We start from the raw sequence: 15,577 nt of genomic DNA, 5'->3' as shown, positions 1-15,577 counted from the left end.
ATCTAGTACTTGTGCTCGCCGAGCAGGCGGGTGGCCAGGACCGCGGCCTGGGTGCGCCGCTCCAGACCCAGCTTGGCCAGCAGGCTGGACACGTAGTTCTTGACGGTCTTTTCGGCCAGGAACATCTTCCCGGCGATCTCCCGGTTGGTCAGCCCCTGCGCGATGAACTCCAGGATCCGCCGCTCCTGATCGGTCAGCGACTTCAGCTCGCGCGGCTCCTCCACCCCGTGCCGGATCCGTTCCAGCACGCGCTGGGTGACCGCCGGGTCCAGCAGGGACTGGCCCGCCGCCACCCGGCGGACCGCGTCCACCAGGTCGGTGCCGCGGATCTGCTTGAGCACATAGCCAGCGGCACCAGCCATGATCGCCGCGAACAGCGCCTCGTCGTCCTCGTACGAGGTCAGGATCAAGCCCTTGATCGAGGAGTCGACGGCCCGCACGTCACGGCACACGTCGATGCCGCTGCCGTCCGGCAGCCGGCCGTCGAGGATCGCCACGTCGGGGCGCAGCGCGGGAATCCGCCGCGCCGCCTCCTGCGCCGACCCGGACTCCCCCACCACCTCGATGTCAGCCTCACGCTCCAACAGCTCGCGCAGCCCACGGCGGACAACCTCATGGTCATCGAGGAGAAAAACTCTGATCACCCCTCCTTTGTACCGACCCGGGCGTCACTTGTCATAGGGTCGAGTGGCGAGGGGATCCTAGGTCGAAGGTCCCGTGGCGCTGAACGGGTGCGACCGGTACCACCGGGACGTGGCCAGGTCGGTGTCGTCCAACTCGTACGTGAGCTCGTCCTCGACCGCCACGACGCCGGCGACGGCGGCGGTCAGCTGGGCGGCGATGTCGACAAGGGTCTTGCTGTCCAGGTGCCCGCGCAGGGTCACCACGCCGCCGTCGACCTTCACGAACACCACGTTCGGCTCCAGCCACAGCGTCCGGCCCAGCACGTCCTCGACGATGTCGCGGCGCAGCTCCTCGTCCGAGCGCAGGTGGACCTTCAACAGGTCGGCGCGGGAGACGATGCCGACCAGGACACCGTGCTCGTCGACCACCGGCAGGCGCTTGACGTGCTTGCCGTCCATCAGCCGCGCGGCCGCGGGCAGCGTGGTCGCCGGCCTGGTCGTGACCGCCGGGCTGGTCATGAGCTGGCGGGCCACCCGGCCTTCGCCCTTCTCGCGGTCCGTCCGGTGCCGGCCGGGAAAGATCCGGCGCTCGGCCACGGCGCCGGCGAACTCCACCTTGTAGAGCAGGTCGGCCTCGGACACGACGCCGACCACGCGCCGATCGGCGTCGACGACGGGCACCGCGCTGATCCGGCGCTCGGCCAGCAGATCCACGATCGTCCGGTAGGTGGCGTCCTCCGGTACGGCCACGACGTCGGCCGTCATGACCTCGCCCACCGTCCACTTCCTCATCGTCCTTCTCCCTCCAACCTCGCCCGCCGGGACGGCAGGTCTCCTCCTTCATGACACCGCTCCGCGTGCTGGCCGGTCAGGGCCGGAAGGCCCGGTCGCCGGTGGCAGGCGGCCCTGCGCCCGGCCTGCACCGGCGCGGTCGGATGGAGGGAGGTCTCGGTCGACGTCCGCCCCGCCCCGCCGATCAGCCGCACCGTGCCCATCGCCGCCACGGATCAGGACCGGTAGCGGGCGGCCGCGGGACCTCTGGCCCTGCAAACGGCACCCGCCATCGGCGCACCGTAAGGGCCTGAGCAGATCAGGAGGCCACCCGCCATGACCACCCGCCACATCATCGAGCCCCTCGCCGAGGCAGCCCAGCGCGCCCTGCGGGCGCCTTCGGCGTTCAACTCGCAGCCCTGGCGCTGGCGGATCGACGCCGACGTGCTGGAACTCCACGCCGACCGCACCCGCCAACTTGCCGTGACCGACCCGGACGGCCGGCTGCTCACGCTCGCCTGCGGCGCCGCACTGCACCACGCCCGGGTCGCCTTGGCCGCCGCCGGATATCAGACGGAAGTCGCCCGATTTCCGGATGTCACCGACGCCGACCTGATCGCCCGGGTGCGCATCACCGGGCGCCAAGACCCGGATCCGCACGAAGTCGCCCTCGACGGCGCGATACCGTACCGCCGTACCGACCGGCGCGCGTTCAGTGAGATAGCCGTACCGCCGGCCGCCCTGGACCGGCTCCGCGAGGCGGTCGAGGCCGAGGGTGCCTATTTGCACGTCGTACGCGAGGACCAGATGCCGATGCTGGCCGTCGCGACGGCACAGGCAGCGGCCGCGGAGGTGGCCGACCCGGCATACCGCGACGAGGTCAACCGCTGGACGCACCGCCCGCCGTGGACCGGTGACGGCGTGCCCGCCTCGATGGCCGTGCGCCAGGTGCCCCGGCGGGTGCCGGTACGGGACCATGCCCTGGACGGGGAGGCCGACCTCGAGCCCGGTGTCGGCAACGATCGCGGCGCCGCGTACGCCGTGGTGTTCGGCGCCGACGACACCCCGCCGTCCTGGCTGCGCGCCGGGGAGGCGCTATCCGCGCTGCTGCTCACCGCAGTGCTGGAGGGCCTGTCGGCGGCCCCGCTGTCGGACGCCATCGAATTGGCCTGGCCGCGCCGCCTCATGCGTGACCTGATCGCCGGCGTCGGCGATCCCTATCTGGTCGTTCGTGTCGGGGTTGGTCCGAACCCCGGCGACCTGCCGCCGGTCCCCGGCGGATCCCGGACGACGCCATCGAGATCACCGGCTAGGAGGCGGAACCCATGGGACCAACCATTCTCGTCGGGCTCGGCGGCAGCGGAGGTTGGCAGGCGCTCGCCTGGGCGGTCGATGAGGCCACCGCGACCGGTGGCCGCCTGGTGATCTGCCACGCGGCCGCGCCGGACAACCCGCTGGCGCTGCGGGTGCCGACACCGCCGCTCGCGGTCCTGGAACTGTTCGACCCGCCGCTGGCCCGTGCGGTGGCCTCGACCCGCAGGCGGCTGGGCAGCGACCGCGTCACCTTGCAGGTCCTGCCGGGTAGGCCAGGACCGCTGCTCGCGTCCGCCGCCGCCCGCGCCGACCTCGTCGTGATCGGGTCACCCGCGCGGCACCGGCCAGGCGGGTACGGCAGCACCGCGCACCACGTCGCCGCCCGTGCGCCGGGCCCGCTTGTGGTGGTCCGGCCTATCACGGCAGGGCCGGACGCGCCCATGCTGGGGCACGTCGTGGTCGGCGTGGACGACTCCGGCGACTGCGACGCGGCCCTTGATTTCGCGTTCGACTGGGCGGACCGGCACCGCTGCGTGCTCGCGGCGGTGCACGTCGCGACGCAGCACCGCGAGGACTATTGGTTCGATCAGACGACCCTGTCCACACACTTCTCCGCGATGCCCGCCGGCCTGGAGCTGCTCAGCGGTCAGGTGGAGCCGTGGATGCACAAGTACCCGCAGGTGCCGGTCAAGTGCGCCGTTTTCGGCGGTCGGCCGGTGCCCGGCCTGATGCGCGCCGCGCACGGCGCCCGCTTGCTCGTGGTCGGCGACCACGGACGGGGCCGGCTCGGCCCCGCGGGTCGGATCGTGCTCGGCAGCGTCGCCCATGGCGTGCTGGATCACGCCACCGGCCCGGTCGCGGTCGTCCGCCAGGCCCCACGACAAGGAGAGCCGAAATGATCACCACCGGTTTCACCGCCGTGGACCTGCGCGGCGCCGTCGCGGCCGCGATCCGCGCGCCGTCGCTGCACAACAGCCAACCCTGGCGGTTCCGGCTCCACGACGGCGGCATCGAGGTACGCCTCGACCGAACCCGTCCCCTGCCGCCAGCCGGAGCGGGCCACCTCGGCGACTGGGCCGCCCACATCGCCTGCGGCGCCGCCGCGTTCAACATCCAGTTGGCGCTGGCCGTCCAGGACACCCCGGCCCGGGTGAGCCTGCGACCGTACCCCGACGACCTGGACGTGGTAGCCCGGCTGGTGCCGGACCGCGCGCGCCCGGCGACGCAGGCCGAACATAACCTGTTCGAGGCCATCCCCCGCCGGCACAGCAGCCGGATGCCGTTCTTCCCCGACCCGGTACCCGGCGAGATCCGCTGGCGGCTCGCCGAAGCCGCCCGAGCCGAAGCCGCCTGGCTCGAACTCATCGTCGGCACCGCCGCCGTCGAGGCGTTCGGGCAGCTCGCCCACAGCGCCAACCGCGTCCTCGAACGCGACCCCGGCTACCGGGCCGCCATCGCCCGCTGGACCCGCTACGAACCCGCACCCGACGGTGTCCCCGCCGCCTCCGGCGGACCCGTCACCGAACCCCACGACCTGCTCCCTCAGCGGCCCTTCGCCGACCGCCGCCGCGCCCCGGCCGCGACTTCGAGCCCGAACCGCTCGTCGCCGTGCTCGGCACACCCGCCGACACCGCCGCCGACCAGATCACCGCCGGCCTGGCCCTGCAACGCGTCCTGCTCACCGCCACGAACGCCGGCCTCGCCACCTCCATGCTCTCCCAACCCATCGAAGTCCCCGCAGCCCGCGAACGCCTCCGCACCGGGCTGGGACGGTTCGGCGCACCGCAGATGGTGCTCCGGATCGGGTACGGCCAGCCGGGCTGGCCGACCCCGCGACGCGAACCCGACGACGTCACCGACGAACCCGGACACCTCGCATGATCAGGCCCGTGGTCGCCGGTGCCGACGGCTCGCCGGCGAGCCTCACCGCGGCCGAGTACGCCGCCGACGTCGCGGTCCGGCGCGGGCTCCCGCTGGAGTTGGTGCACGGCTACCTGCACCCGTTCCGGTACGGCGTGCCGCTCGACCCGTACCCGGTCGAGCTGCCGCTGCCGAATCAGGAGGCCCAGCGGATGCTCGACCTCGCGGCCGTCCTCATCGACGCCGCCGACCGGGCGGACCTGGTGGTGGTCGGCAGCCGCGGGCACGGCGGGTTCGCCGGCTTGCTGCTGGGCTCGGTCGGCGCCCAGGTGGCCGCCCACGCACGCGGCCCGGTGCTGGTGGTACGGCCCGGCATCGCGCCGCGCGGACCGGTCACGGTGGGTGTGGACGGCTCGCCCGGCAGCGGGCACGCCCTCGCGTACGCCGCCGAGGAGGCCGCTCTGCGCTCCGGCGAACTGCTGCTGGTGCACGTGTGGTGGACCGGCGACCTGGACGAAGTCCGGGAGACGTACGAGGAGACGGAGAAGGCCGCCCGGGCCGCGGCCGAGGACGTGCTGTCCGCGGCAACCGCCACCGTCCGGCGGGCTCATCCCGGGTTGGCGGTGGGATGGCGGCTGATCCACGGCCTGCAGCCCGATCGGCATCTCGTCGAGGTGAGCCGCGAGGCGGCGCTGATCGCGGTCGGCTCGCGTGGCCGCGGCGGCTTCAGCGGGGCTGCTGCTCGGCTCGGTCAGCCAGACGCTGGTGCACCACGCGCACTGCCCTGTCCTGGTCGCGCATCCGCGCACCGAGTCGGGCTGAGCGTCCACTGTGCCCGTGCGCCGGTGACCGGCCACGGTCCCGCCGCGCTACCAGTGTTCGACCGGCGCGACATCGCGGCCCATTGACTCACTTTGGAGGAGCCATGACCACCCTTCCCATCACCGTAGGCTACGACGCATCCGAGGGCGCGAAGCTCGGCTTGCGCTGGGCGCTCGACGAAGGCGCCCGCACCGGCACACCCGTGTCGCTCCTGTACGCATACGAGTGGCAGGCCGTCGCCGGCCCCATCTCGCCGGGCCCGTCGGCCTGGCCGGACCGCGGCTTCCGCGAGGACGCGCAGAAACTTGTCGACGCCGCCGTGACAGCGGCCTTCCAGACCCACCCGCAGGTGGCGGTGACCGGCGGCATCGACGGCGGATCCGCGGTGGCCGCGCTGCTGGAGCGCTCACGGCACTCCAGCCTGGTCGTGCTGGGCAGCCGCGGCCACGGCGGCTTCGCCGAGCTGCTCATCGGTTCGACGAGCGCCTCGGTCTCCGCGCACGCGCACTGCCCCATCGTCGTGGTCCGCGGGGACGAGCCCGCCGCCGCGGCTAGCCCGGTTGTCGTGGGCATCGACGACTCGGACTGTGCCCTGCTGGCGCTGGAGTTCGCGTTCGCCCAGGCCGCGGCACGCGAAGCAAGCCTGCGGGTGGTCCGCGCCTGGTCCCCGCCGGCGCTCCGGTGGCAGCCGCCGGACTTCGATCTGGAGGAGGCGGAAACCGCCGAACGGGTTGAGGTCAAGGAGCTGGTGGCGAGCTGGCGGGAGAAGTACCCGCAGGTGCCGCTTTGCATCGACGTCGTCCCCGACTCGCCTGGCCACGCGATGGTCGAAGCGAGCCACGGCGCGCAGCTCGCCGTGGTCGGCTCCCGCGGCCGCGGCGGCTTCCGCGGGCTGCTGCTCGGCTCGGTCAGCCAGCAACTGCTGCACCACGCGCACTGCCCGGTCGCCGTCGTGCGGGAACTGGCCCCCGTCAGCTGACCACGCACTGCCGATGGCCGCCGTCCCGGCCGGGACGGCGGCCATCGCGCTGGCGGCTCAGCGGGCGAGCAGCGCGACGAGGTCGGTGCCGGTGACGATCCCTATCGGTTGACCGTCGGCCTCGGCGACCGCGACAGCGTCGACACCGGTCGACCGCATCAGCCGCGCGACGTCCAGCACCCTGGCCCGAGAACCAACCACAGCCGATGCCGGCTGCAGCGCCGAACGCACCGGCCGTACCGACAGCGAGTTGGGATCGTGCGCCCAGGCCGCCGTGACCGCGCGGTCGGCCAGTACGCCGAGGCAGCGCCCATCGGTGTCGACCGCCACCAGGTGGCGGTGGCCCAGTCGGACCATCACCCGCAAGGCGTCACCCAGGGTCATGTCCGCCGACACGGACGTGACCGGACTGCTCATCACCTCCATCACCGGACGCCGGGCCAAATCCTCCGCGGCGGGGCCTTCCGACCCGACCGCGCCAGACGGCCGTGCGGGACGCTAATAGGGGTATCAAGCCACCGGCCCGACGCGTCGTCTTCGGGTACGAATGTTTGGGATCGTGACCTGTCGCCGGATGCCGTGGTAACACGCGGCGTGGACGGCGCCGTGGGCCGCGGCCCGCACGCCACTCCGGTCAGCGGCCTGGTCGTCGACGGTTCCGCCACGGCCGTGCTGTGCGAACAGTCCACACAGGCTGGCATGCTCGTCATCAGGGCTGGCGACCGCCGCGGGATCCGGATCGGCTCCACTAGCCGTACGGTCGCCGCCCACGCGGCCTGCCCCGTCGTAGTCGTCAACGAGCACGAGTTCGCCCTCGCCGAGGCCGCCGCCTGCGGGGCGGGCGTCACCGCCGCACGAGTCTGGACACCGGAACCGCCGCCGCACCGCTTTCCCGCACACGAACACCTCCTGCGCACCGCGGCAGAGGCGGCGACTGAACGCGACATCCTCGCCGCCGCGGTGCACGGCTGGCTCGACAAGTACCCCGACGTCGACGTCGCCCAGACGCTCATCGCCGGCGACACCGGCCCTGCGCTGGCGCTGCTGTCGCGTACCGCTCGGCTGGTCGTCACCGCCCCGCACCGGCACTCCCGCCGCCCGGGTGCGGTGAGTCAATACCTGCTGCACCATGCGGCATGCCCGCTCGCACTCGCCGGTGTCAGCGCCGATCGAACGTCCACTATGGACTCTGTGAGCCAGCGCTAGGGCGGCAGAGGACTGCGATTTGTCACGTTCAGGTGCCGTCGGCGGCGCGCCTGGAACAACAGGATACCGACGCCGAGGACACCAATGAGGACACCAGAAATGGCCAGAACGGCGGCCGCCCGACTGCGACCCCGACAGTCGTTCAACGGATCGTCGCGAGTGAGGGCGCAGGCCATCAGCGACCCCTTCTGCGCGCCGTAACTCGTCTCCAACGCGGCTCGGAAGTCTTGCCACTGATGGCGCGTCTCGACCATTGCACCCGCCACGGCCTTCGCGAAGTTGCTCGCCACCTCGCCCCGCGGCGTCGTCGGACTCGTGGTGGCGCCCGTACTCTGATCGACCAGTCCGTTGTCCTTGTTGAGTGCGGCATGGGTAACTCGCCGTTCGCATGCGCCGACGCCAGGAACGCTGTCGCGGATCACGAAGCAGCCGGTCGTCAAGTCGCGCGGCACCGTTGGCGCGCCGCTGCCCCGCAGGTCGAGGACCGGGCTCGGTGCCGGCAGGTTCAGGCCCGGCGGGTTGTCAGCGCCGATCGGACGGGATGGATCCGCCACATCGGCCCAGTTGCTGTGCGAGTAGAAGTCCTGCGCCCCGTGCAAAGCTCGACCGAAACCCTCCAGGGACTCGCACTTGGCACGCTGTTCAGTGTTCGCCAACGCGCAGTCGGTGCCGAGATTCACCTCGGCCCCGATGATCTGGCCCTCGTCGTCGAGCAGATCCTTGGCACTGTCGATCGCCTCTCGGAAGCGACGGCGCAGATGGTTGACGCAATCAAGTAGCTTCGCCGAAGCCTCGGCGCGCGTCTGCGGATAGCGGCCGACGAGGAAGTCGGCGTCATCGCAATGTGCGGCCGGGTTGGATATCTCAGTGAGGTCTGGAGCTCCGACGGCGCCGAATCCCTTCCCATGGCCGGCGAGCTGGTCCACAGACCTTGGCTCGAAGCAGTCGCCGTCTGAGCCGGCGCCGGCCGGGCAGGCCACCGCGGCGCGAGTTATGCGTTCATGCTCCCGATTCTGTCCCCCGCCCTCGATCGTCCCGAACCCAGCCGCCGAGTTCGGAACCAACACGATGAGGCCCGAGAGAACCAGTGACGCGAGCACTCCTGGCCCCAGTCTCCCCCACATCGAGTTCCCCCTCTCGTCTGTCGCCAGGAGACGCCGGCAGCCAGCCGATGCGTGCGGGAGTCAGACCCTCTGCCGGCCGGCCTCGCAATCCACACGATTAGCAACACCCGGATGAGGAACACGGCGGCGAGCATTCCGGCGGCCAGCTAGGCGACCGCGTCCGTCCGGTTCGTTCCCATTACGGTACGCCTGAATCAGTCCAAACCAGCCGAATTGGCCCGTGCACAGTGGTTGACTCAGTGGATGCAACCCGCCGGCTGACTTGCTTGCGCCACTATCCGAAGGGGCGTGGCAGCGGCCGGGTGTCGTGGCTGCAGTGGTTGGAGGTACGGACATGACTACAGTGACTGAGCGCGTCGCGGCTACGGGGTCGACCTCGCAGGGGCCGGTGGCGCAGGCAGAGCTGGTAAGTCGCGCCGATCGGGTGGCGCGCGGCAAGGACGCCAGGGCGCTGACCCCGCTGGCATCACATGCCGAGTTCACCCCGGGCCGCTCACGAGACCCGGTTGGGCTGCTGTTGGAGCAGGGGGCCTCCCGCGTCCCCGAGCTGGTGCCGGTCCGGCACGGCCGGATGCTGGTGTCCCCGTTCACGTACTACCGGGGAGCCGCCCTGCCGATGACGGCGGACCTGGCCGTCACGCCGGTATCGGGTTTGCGGGTCCAGTTGTGCGGGGACGCGCACCTGTCCAACTTCGGCGCGTTCGCCTCGCCGGAGCGGCGCCTGGTGTTCGACATCAATGACTTCGACGAGACGTTGCCCGGCCCGTTCGAGTGGGACGTGAAGCGGCTGGCCGCGAGCTTCGCGGTGGCGGGCCGACAAAACGGTTTTGGCGCGAAGACCCGCCGTCCGATCGTCACCACCGTGGCAGAGAGCTACCGGACCGCGATGCGCGGGTTCGCGAAGCAGTCCATGATGCAGGTCTGGTACTCGCACCTGGATGTCGAGGAGGCCCTCGCCGGGATCAGGTCCCAGCTCAAGGCCAAAAGGTTCAAAGCGATTGAGAAGATGCTGGCCGCCGCCCACACGCACGACAGCATGCAGGCGCTCAGCAAGCTCACCACGGTAGTCGACGGACAGGCCCGGATCATCAGCAGGCCGCCGACGATCGTCCCGATCGAGGAAGTATTCAGCGACGTCCAGACCGGGGAGATCTACGAGCTCCTGCGGGCCGTGCTGGGCAAGTACCGGCGCACGCTGCAAGCCGACCGCCGGCACCTGCTCGAGCAGTTCACCCTGGTGCAGGTGGCCCGCAAGGTCGTCGGCGTCGGCAGCGTCGGCCAACGCGCCTGGATAGTACTGATGGAAGCCGACGGCGGCACCGAACCGCTGTTCCTACAAGCAAAAGAGGCCCAGCCCTCCGTCCTGGCCGCCTACTGCGGGCGCAGCAAGCACCACAACCAAGGCGAACGCGTCGTCACCGGGCAGCGCCTGATGCAAACCGTGAGCGACATCTTCCTCGGGTGGACCCACAACCTCGGCGCGAGCGGCACCGACCGCGACTTCTACGTACGCCAGCTACGGGACTGGAAGTTCTCGGTCCCGATCGAACAGATGGTCCCGAAGGGTATGACGATCTACGCCCGCATGTGCGGATGGACCCTGGCCCGCGCACACGCCCGCTCCGGCGACCGGATCGCCCTGGCCGCCTACCTCGGCCGCTCCAACACCTTCGACCAAGCGATCGCCGACTTCGCCGAGGCGTACGCGGACCAGAACGAACGCGACTACACCGCATTCCAAGACGCCGCCAAGGACGGCCGTGTGGAGGCCATCAAAGGAATGTAGGCCGTCGGCAGCTGCCTGAACGGCGAACTGCACCGGCTCGTGAGCCTCACCGGCCGGCCAGCGTCTCGAGCCGCCGCCGGTACTCCTCGTCGTCGATCTCGCCGCGGGCGTACCGCTCGGCCAGCAGGCGGCGGGCCGAGTCGCTCCCCGACGACGGCTCGTCGCGACGCAGCCACCGATAGAGCAGATATCCCCCGCCGGCCAGAACGCCCCAGAACAGCAGCATGTTGAGCGTCATCATGGCGAATCCCCAGCCGTTCATGCCGTGGTCATACCAGTACATCGTCCGTCCGCCTCTCTGGAATGCTCTGTGCGCCTGACCATCCCGGTGCGCCAGGGCGGGCCCGGAGCCTGCCACGAGTGCAGCGCCTGGACGGATGCGCCGCGGCGCTCGGCCTCCTCGAACGCGTACCCGAGGGCGGCGTCCGACGCCGGCGGACCGTCGACCCCGACCAGGATGGTGTCCTCGCGGCCGGGCCGGTCGCCGGTACCCGGACGGACCACGGTGACCGGCCCGTGCGCGTGGGCCGCGACCTTGGACGCCACCGAACCCAGCCGCTGCGCGGCGAGCCCGCCGTGGCCGCGGTGGCCGACGACGACCATGCCCATCCCGCGGGACGCCTCCACGAGCTTGCTCGCGGCCAGCCCCGGTATCGCGGATCCGGTCACGCCGACGTCCGGCGCCGGCGCCCGCACGACGTCGACCGCCGCCGCGACGACCTCCTCGGCCGCCGAGCGCAGCGACTGCTCGGTCCAGTCGGACGGCAGCGGCGCCAACGGCATCTGCGGCGCCGGCCAGGAGTACACGCACACGACCCGCACGGGGAACGCGTGCAGCCGCGCCTCGGCCGCGGCCCATCGCCCCGCCTCCAGGCTGCCGGCGGACCCATCCACCCCGACCATGATCGGCCGATTCTCGTACTCGGTCATGATGGCCTCCTCCAGCACCAACCCGCCCGGGACGTCATGCCGGCGTCACTGCCGCGACAGCACGACCTTCAGCGCACCGGTCTCGGCCGGCCTGGCGAAGACCTCGTACGCCGCCATGAAGTCGTCGAGCGCGAACCTGTGGGTAATCATGTGACCGACGTCGAGCTGACCCGTGCCGAGCATCCTGAGCAGGTCCGGCGTGGAGAAGGTGTCGACCAGCCCCGTCGTGATCGTGACATTCTTGATCCACAGTTCTTCCAAGTGCAGCGTCGCCGGCTTGCCGTGCACGCCGATGTTCGCCACCCGCCCGCCGGGACGCACCAGCGTGGTGCACAGCTCGAAGGCCGCAGGTGTACCGACCGCCTCCATCACCACGTCGGCGCCGAGACCGCCGGTGAGCGCCTGGACGACCTCCAGCGGGTCGTCGTCGGGCTTGACCGCGACGTCCGCCCCGAACTGCTTGGCCGCCTGCAGCCGGCTCTCCGCCTTGTCCACGGCGATGATGTGCGACGGCGAGTAGAGCCGCGCGGTGAGGATCGCCGCCAGTCCGATCGGGCCCACGCCGACGACCACCACCGTGTCGCCCGGCCGGACCTGGCCGTTGAGGACACCGACCTCGTACGAGGTGGGCAGGATGTCGGCGAGCATGACCGCCGCCTCGTCGGCGATGTTCTGGGCCAGCTGGTAGGTGGACAGGTCGGCGAACGGCAGCCGGGCGTACTGGGCCTGCACCCCGTCGACCAGGTGGCCGAGAACCCAGCCGCCGCCGTTGCGGCACTGGCCGTAGCTGCCCGCGCGGCAGTAGCGGCATGCGCCGCACGCGGAGATGCAGGATGCCAGGACGCGGTCGCCGCGGCTCAGTCCGGTGACCCCGGTGCCGATGTCGACCACCGTGCCGACCGCCTCGTGACCGAGGATGCGGCCGGGTTCGACCTCGGGGACGTCGCCGCCCAGGATGTGCAGGTCGGTGCCGCAGATGGTCACGGTGTCCACCTGGATGATCGCGTCGCGCGGGTCGATGATGGTCGGGTCGGGCACCTCGGTCCACGACTTCTGGCCCGGACCTCCGTACACGAGTGCCTTCATGGTGTGCCTCCAATCCTCCACCCCACGCTGCACCGAGCGCCGGGCCGCCCGGAAGGGACCAACCGCCCCCGCAGACAGGACGAAGGTCCAGGTCAGAGGACGCGCGCCAGGGCGCAGCGCGCGATCGAATAGGCCGAGCCGGTCGTTCCGGCACCGGACACCACGTACCGTGGCCTCATGGACGGCGGTGTCGTCAGCCAACCCGACAACCAAGCAGTTGACGTGCTGGTCGTCGGCGCCGGACCGACCGGTTTGACGCTGGCCGCGCAGCTTGCCGCCCACGGTGTACGCCCACGCGTGATCGACCGTGCCGCCGACCGCGTCCACGAGTCCCGGGCCCTGGCGATCCAGCCGCGGACCCTCGAAGTCCTCGCCGGCCTCGGGATCACCGAGCACCTCGTCGTCGCCGGCAACCCGGCCGTCCAGCTACGGCTGCACACCGGCAAGCGAACCGTCTCGCTGCCACTGTTCGACCTCGGCCTGGACGACACCGCCTACCCATACCTGCTGTTCCTATCCCAGGCCGAAACCGAACGCATCCTGGAAGAACACCTCAACACCGCCGGCATCACCGTGGAACGCCGCACCGAACTGACCACAATGGAACAGGCCGGCGACGTCGTGGAATGCCGCCTGCGTCAGGCGGATAGCAACGAGCAGGCGGTCACCGCCCGCTACGTCGTCGGCTGCGACGGCGCGCACAGCACCGTCCGGCAGCTGGCCGGCATCGGATTCGAAGGCGGCTCATACCCACAAACCTTCGTCCTGGCCGACACCGAAGCCGACGGCATCGACGCCGACGCCGCCCACGCCTTCCTGTCCACACAAGGGATGCTGCTGTTCTTCCCCCTCGGCCGCCCCACCACCTGGCGACTGCTGGCCATGCGCCCACGCACCGCGACCGCACCATCCGACGCCACTATCACACTGGACGAGGTCCAAAAGCTCGCCGACGCCTACACCGGCGGCACCGTCCAGCTACGCGACCCGGTATGGATGACGAACTTCCGACTGCACCACCGAGCCGCTACGCGGTACCACACCGGACGCGTGTTCCTCGCCGGCGACGCCGCCCACATCCACAGCCCCGCCGGCGCCCAAGGCATGAACACCGGCATCCAGGACGCCACCAACCTCGCCTGGAAACTCGCCCACGGCCTCCGCGGCGTCACCGACCCGGCCCTGCTGGACAGCTACCAGACCGAACGCGCACCCATCGGCCGGCTCGTGCTCCGCTTGACCAACCGGGCCTTCACCGTCGCCACGTCCACCAATCCGCTCATCCAACTGGCCCGCACCCGGCTCGTACCGGCCATCCTGCCGCTCGCCGCCCGTGCCAACACCGGCCGCGCCTACGCGTTCCGCGCCATCTCCCAACTCGCCACCAACTACCGCCACAGTCCACTATCGACCAACGGCCCGAACCCACGCGGCCGCCACCTCAAAGCCGGCGACCGCCTACCCGACGCTCCGCTGCGCCACCACGGCAACGACACCACCCTGCACCAGATCACCGCCGCACCCCGCTGGCACCTACTTCGGGTCCAGAACGACGACATCCAGCCAGACGCCATCAACCATCTGACCGACCGCTACCCCGATCTGCTGCACACGCACCGTCTTCAGACCGCGAGCAATACCGAGGCGCTGCGCCGCCTCGGTATCACCAGCACCGCCACCGCGGTCTTCGTCATCCGCCCGGACGGCCACATCGGCTACCGCGCCGGCCGACCCGACGAACCCACCCTCGACGCGTACCTATCACGCTGGCTATCGAGTCGAGCACGGTGACCACCCTGATCCCGCAATCCCGTGGTCGGGGCGTCCCCGCGCGGGGACGCCCCGACCACGGGGTGATCGTGTTACAGGCGTTCGAGGATTGTTTCGAGGGTGGTGATCTCGGCGGTCTGGGTTTTCTCGATGGTGGCCGCGAGAGCCTTAGCCTGCGGGTGGGCTCCGTTGCTCTGCTCGTCCTGAGCCATCTGGATCGCACCCTTGTGGTGAGCGATCATCATGTCGACGAACATCCGGTCGAACGCGGTGCCGGTGGCGGCCTTGAGCTTGGCCATATCGTCGTCGGACATCATGCCCGGCATCGAGGCCATGTCGTGGCCGCTGTCGTGCGCCGCCGTGGACTGGCCCCAGGTGGTCAGCCAGCCGGTCATCGTGGTGATCTCCGGGTCCTGAGCGGCCTTGACCTGTACCGCCAGTTGCTTGACCTGCGGGTCGCTGGCCCGGGTCTGGGCGAGCGTCGCCATCTGTACGGCCTGCTCGTGGTGCGGGATCATCATCTGGGCGAACCGCACGTCGACGTCGTTGAAGGTGGCATTCGAGCTGGCCGCCCCGGTGGGCGAGGCCGTACCGCCGTGGTTCAAATCGCCGGCCTCGTTCCCACCGTCGCCGCAGCCTGCGGCGAGGATGACGGTGGCGAGCGCGGCGGCTGCGGGCAGCAGGAAGCGACGCGTGTTGACGCGTGTCATGAAGTGTTGGCCTTTCTGATCGATGTCTGCGCGGATGAATGGACACGACGAAGCGCCTGGTGACGACCACACGGTCGACCGGGCTGGGCGGTCTATATGCGCAGCACTGACAGGTTGGCCAGGTAAAGCCCCACCGGCACCGGTGGTGGCGGCCCGCGTCCAGCGGGCCCGACGAGCCGGCGGCGGCGACGGTTCGAGGAGGGTCGCCGGCCCCCGCGCAACAGCAACGCGGCCAGCAACGCGGCCACCGAGAACACGACCAGGATGGCCAGGCACACGCCGGACGGATCGAGGCTCAGGTCCAAGCCGCGAACAACACCCTCATCGGCGACGTCCATCACCACCGACGTCGGCTGGGTCATGTGCTGCGCCGCCGGCACGGCGCCGCCATGCCCACTGTCATGGGGTGGCCGAGGGTGTGCATGCCGGCGACCCCGAGCGTGACCAGGACGACCAGTAGTAGCCGCAGGGCGGCGCGCTGCCCCGCCATGCGATCCACCACCTCTCGTCCCCGACAAGCCGCCCCCACGTTACCCGATACGGGGCAGGGGTATAACCCGGATCAGGTTAGGCAGCCGCCCTTGGCGCTCCAGCAT

General features: G+C 70.8%; 16 protein-coding genes and 2 pseudogenes. 8 read left to right on the top strand and 10 right to left on the bottom strand.

Annotated features, from left to right (window positions below; genetic code table 11):
• Positions 1-2: 2 nt before the first annotated feature.
• Both Prum_RS48575 and Prum_RS48570 read right to left on the bottom strand, forming a co-directional pair.
• Entirely contained in the window at positions 3-644 is a 642-nt protein-coding gene (locus Prum_RS48575) for a response regulator (RefSeq protein ID WP_173086660.1), read from the bottom strand.
• A gap of 57 nt (positions 645-701) precedes the next feature.
• Positions 702-1,415: a CBS domain-containing protein gene (locus Prum_RS48570; RefSeq protein WP_173086658.1), complete on the bottom strand. Its 714-nt coding sequence runs from the start codon at positions 1,413-1,415 to the stop codon at positions 702-704.
• A 315-nt stretch (positions 1,416-1,730) separates the two neighbouring features.
• Here Prum_RS48570 and Prum_RS48565 point away from each other — a divergent pair, with 315 nt between their 5' ends.
• The 5 genes and pseudogenes from Prum_RS48565 to Prum_RS48545 all read left to right on the top strand — a co-directional run bounded on the left by Prum_RS48565 (position 1,731) and on the right by Prum_RS48545 (position 6,369).
• Positions 1,731-2,819 carry an Acg family FMN-binding oxidoreductase gene (locus Prum_RS48565; protein ID WP_178132705.1) on the top strand — a complete coding sequence of 363 codons (1,089 nt, stop codon included), beginning with the start codon at positions 1,731-1,733 and terminating at the stop codon, positions 2,817-2,819.
• Entirely contained in the window at positions 2,720-3,607 is an 888-nt protein-coding gene (locus tag Prum_RS48560) for a universal stress protein (protein WP_173086656.1), read from the top strand. The genes Prum_RS48565 and Prum_RS48560 overlap by 100 nt, the downstream gene beginning before the upstream one ends.
• Positions 3,607-4,589, top strand: a pseudogene (locus Prum_RS48555) (Acg family FMN-binding oxidoreductase). Before Prum_RS48560 ends, Prum_RS48555 begins: the two are co-directional and overlap by 1 nt.
• Positions 4,586-5,390 (top strand): annotated as a pseudogene (locus tag Prum_RS48550) (universal stress protein). Before Prum_RS48555 ends, Prum_RS48550 begins: the two co-directional pseudogenes overlap by 4 nt.
• Before the next feature lie 103 nt (positions 5,391-5,493).
• Complete coding sequence (locus Prum_RS48545) at positions 5,494-6,369, top strand: universal stress protein (protein WP_173086654.1); 876 nt, start codon at positions 5,494-5,496, stop codon at positions 6,367-6,369.
• A gap of 57 nt (positions 6,370-6,426) precedes the next feature.
• On the opposite strand, the gene Prum_RS48540 is transcribed toward Prum_RS48545, so the two are convergent.
• The gene (locus tag Prum_RS48540) at positions 6,427-6,786 is read right to left on the bottom strand and encodes a CBS domain-containing protein (protein ID WP_173086652.1); all 360 of its coding nucleotides are present in this window, start codon (positions 6,784-6,786) and stop codon (positions 6,427-6,429) included.
• A gap of 177 nt (positions 6,787-6,963) precedes the next feature.
• On the opposite strand from Prum_RS48540, the gene Prum_RS48535 reads away from it, so the two are divergent.
• The gene (locus Prum_RS48535; RefSeq protein WP_173086650.1) at positions 6,964-7,575 is read left to right on the top strand and encodes a universal stress protein; all 612 of its coding nucleotides are present in this window, start codon (positions 6,964-6,966) and stop codon (positions 7,573-7,575) included.
• Here the strand turns inward: Prum_RS48535 and Prum_RS48530 are convergent.
• A complete protein-coding gene (locus tag Prum_RS48530; protein ID WP_246278861.1) occupies positions 7,572-8,501 on the bottom strand; it encodes a CinY protein in 930 nt (309 codons plus the stop codon). The two genes, Prum_RS48535 and Prum_RS48530, sit on opposite strands and share 4 nt — an antisense overlap.
• A gap of 532 nt (positions 8,502-9,033) precedes the next feature.
• Here Prum_RS48530 and Prum_RS48525 point away from each other — a divergent pair.
• Positions 9,034-10,485 (top strand): DUF2252 domain-containing protein, encoded by a 1,452-nt coding sequence (locus Prum_RS48525; protein WP_173086646.1) that lies wholly within the window; start codon positions 9,034-9,036, stop codon positions 10,483-10,485.
• A 46-nt stretch (positions 10,486-10,531) separates the two neighbouring features.
• Here Prum_RS48525 and Prum_RS48520 read toward each other — a convergent pair whose 3' ends face one another.
• From Prum_RS48520 to Prum_RS48510, 3 genes are read right to left on the bottom strand one after another with little or no spacing between them, the layout of a single operon-like run.
• The gene (locus tag Prum_RS48520; RefSeq protein ID WP_218578018.1) at positions 10,532-10,747 is read right to left on the bottom strand and encodes an SHOCT domain-containing protein; all 216 of its coding nucleotides are present in this window, start codon (positions 10,745-10,747) and stop codon (positions 10,532-10,534) included.
• Positions 10,744-11,415 carry a universal stress protein gene (locus Prum_RS48515; protein WP_173086642.1) on the bottom strand — a complete coding sequence of 224 codons (672 nt, stop codon included), beginning with the start codon at positions 11,413-11,415 and terminating at the stop codon, positions 10,744-10,746. Before Prum_RS48515 ends, Prum_RS48520 begins: the two co-directional genes overlap by 4 nt.
• 45 nt (positions 11,416-11,460) lie before the next feature.
• A complete protein-coding gene (locus Prum_RS48510; protein ID WP_173086640.1) occupies positions 11,461-12,501 on the bottom strand; it encodes a zinc-dependent alcohol dehydrogenase family protein in 1,041 nt (346 codons plus the stop codon).
• 177 nt (positions 12,502-12,678) lie between these two features.
• Between Prum_RS48510 and Prum_RS48505 the strand changes: the two genes are divergently transcribed.
• Positions 12,679-14,292: an FAD-dependent monooxygenase gene (locus tag Prum_RS48505; RefSeq protein WP_173086638.1), complete on the top strand. Its 1,614-nt coding sequence runs from the start codon at positions 12,679-12,681 to the stop codon at positions 14,290-14,292.
• A 71-nt stretch (positions 14,293-14,363) separates the two neighbouring features.
• Here the strand turns inward: Prum_RS48505 and Prum_RS48500 are convergent, their stop codons facing one another.
• The 3 genes from Prum_RS48500 to Prum_RS54330 form a co-directional block, all read right to left on the bottom strand.
• A complete protein-coding gene (locus Prum_RS48500; RefSeq protein ID WP_173086636.1) occupies positions 14,364-14,981 on the bottom strand; it encodes a DUF305 domain-containing protein in 618 nt (205 codons plus the stop codon).
• A 92-nt stretch (positions 14,982-15,073) separates the two neighbouring features.
• On the bottom strand, positions 15,074-15,343 hold the full coding sequence (locus Prum_RS48495; RefSeq protein ID WP_246278860.1) for a hypothetical protein: 270 nt from the start codon (positions 15,341-15,343) through the stop codon (positions 15,074-15,076).
• Entirely contained in the window at positions 15,340-15,471 is a 132-nt protein-coding gene (locus tag Prum_RS54330; RefSeq protein ID WP_281369178.1) for a hypothetical protein, read from the bottom strand. The genes Prum_RS48495 and Prum_RS54330 overlap by 4 nt, the downstream gene beginning before the upstream one ends.
• Positions 15,472-15,577: the final 106 nt, after the last annotated feature.

Origin of the sequence: Phytohabitans rumicis (assembly GCF_011764445.1) — a bacterium.
GTDB lineage: Bacteria > Actinomycetota > Actinomycetes > Mycobacteriales > Micromonosporaceae > Phytohabitans > Phytohabitans rumicis.
The sequence above is the reverse complement of the archived record's forward strand: the minus strand, read 5'-3'. Positions and strand labels throughout refer to the sequence as shown.

Excerpts from the sequence above, each read along its gene's own strand:
- Prum_RS48570 (WP_173086658.1), bottom strand. The coding sequence starts at position 1,415 with ATGAGGAAGTGGACGGTGGGCGAGGTCATGACGGCCGACGTCGTGGCC.
- Prum_RS48565 (WP_178132705.1), top strand. The coding sequence starts at position 1,731 with ATGACCACCCGCCACATCATCGAGCCCCTCGCCGAGGCAGCCCAGCGC.
- Prum_RS48560 (WP_173086656.1), top strand. The coding sequence starts at position 2,720 with ATGGGACCAACCATTCTCGTCGGGCTCGGCGGCAGCGGAGGTTGGCAG.
- Prum_RS48545 (WP_173086654.1), top strand. The coding sequence starts at position 5,494 with ATGACCACCCTTCCCATCACCGTAGGCTACGACGCATCCGAGGGCGCG.
- Prum_RS48540 (WP_173086652.1), bottom strand. The coding sequence starts at position 6,786 with ATGAGCAGTCCGGTCACGTCCGTGTCGGCGGACATGACCCTGGGTGAC.
- Prum_RS48525 (WP_173086646.1), top strand. The coding sequence starts at position 9,034 with ATGACTACAGTGACTGAGCGCGTCGCGGCTACGGGGTCGACCTCGCAG.
- Prum_RS48520 (WP_218578018.1), bottom strand. The coding sequence starts at position 10,747 with ATGAACGGCTGGGGATTCGCCATGATGACGCTCAACATGCTGCTGTTC.
- Prum_RS48515 (WP_173086642.1), bottom strand. The coding sequence starts at position 11,415 with ATGACCGAGTACGAGAATCGGCCGATCATGGTCGGGGTGGATGGGTCC.
- Prum_RS48510 (WP_173086640.1), bottom strand. The coding sequence starts at position 12,501 with ATGAAGGCACTCGTGTACGGAGGTCCGGGCCAGAAGTCGTGGACCGAG.
- Prum_RS48505 (WP_173086638.1), top strand. The coding sequence starts at position 12,679 with ATGGACGGCGGTGTCGTCAGCCAACCCGACAACCAAGCAGTTGACGTG.
- Prum_RS48500 (WP_173086636.1), bottom strand. The coding sequence starts at position 14,981 with ATGACACGCGTCAACACGCGTCGCTTCCTGCTGCCCGCAGCCGCCGCG.
- Prum_RS48495 (WP_246278860.1), bottom strand. The coding sequence starts at position 15,343 with ATGACCCAGCCGACGTCGGTGGTGATGGACGTCGCCGATGAGGGTGTT.
- Prum_RS54330 (WP_281369178.1), bottom strand. The coding sequence starts at position 15,471 with ATGGCGGGGCAGCGCGCCGCCCTGCGGCTACTACTGGTCGTCCTGGTC.